At 59.2% G+C, this 395-nt stretch carries 1 protein-coding gene; it reads left to right on the forward strand.

Going from position 1 to position 395, the window contains the following annotated elements:
- A partial coding sequence (locus XcyCFBP4188_RS22365; protein ID WP_146094091.1) for a transposase occupies positions 1-395 on the forward strand: 395 nt, incomplete at both ends.

Below are 395 nucleotides of genomic sequence, written 5' to 3' on the forward strand. Positions count from 1 at the left end.
ACGCTGCAGTCCACCTGTGAAAGCGGGCCGCGTGCTGGATACGATGGCTATAAGCGCAAGAAAGGCAGCAAGGTGCATATGGCCGTCGATACGCTGGGACATCTGCTTGCCGTCCAGGTCACGCCGGCCAACGAGCAGGAACGCGCACAGGTCCGTTCGTTGGCCCAGGAGGTACAACACGTGACCGGTGAAACGGTCAAGATCGCTTTTGTGGATCAGGGCTATACCGGCCAAGAACCGGCGCAAGCGGCTAAGGAAGAGGGCATTGAGTTGCACGTCATCAAGCTGCAAGAAGCGAAGAAAGGCTTTGTCTTGCTGCCGCGCCGCTGGGTTGTCGAGCGCAGCTTCGGCTGGGTCAATCGCTTCAGACGACTGGCGCGCGACTATGAGCGATT

The organism is Xanthomonas hortorum pv. cynarae, from assembly GCF_002939985.1.
GTDB lineage: Bacteria > Pseudomonadota > Gammaproteobacteria > Xanthomonadales > Xanthomonadaceae > Xanthomonas > Xanthomonas hortorum_D.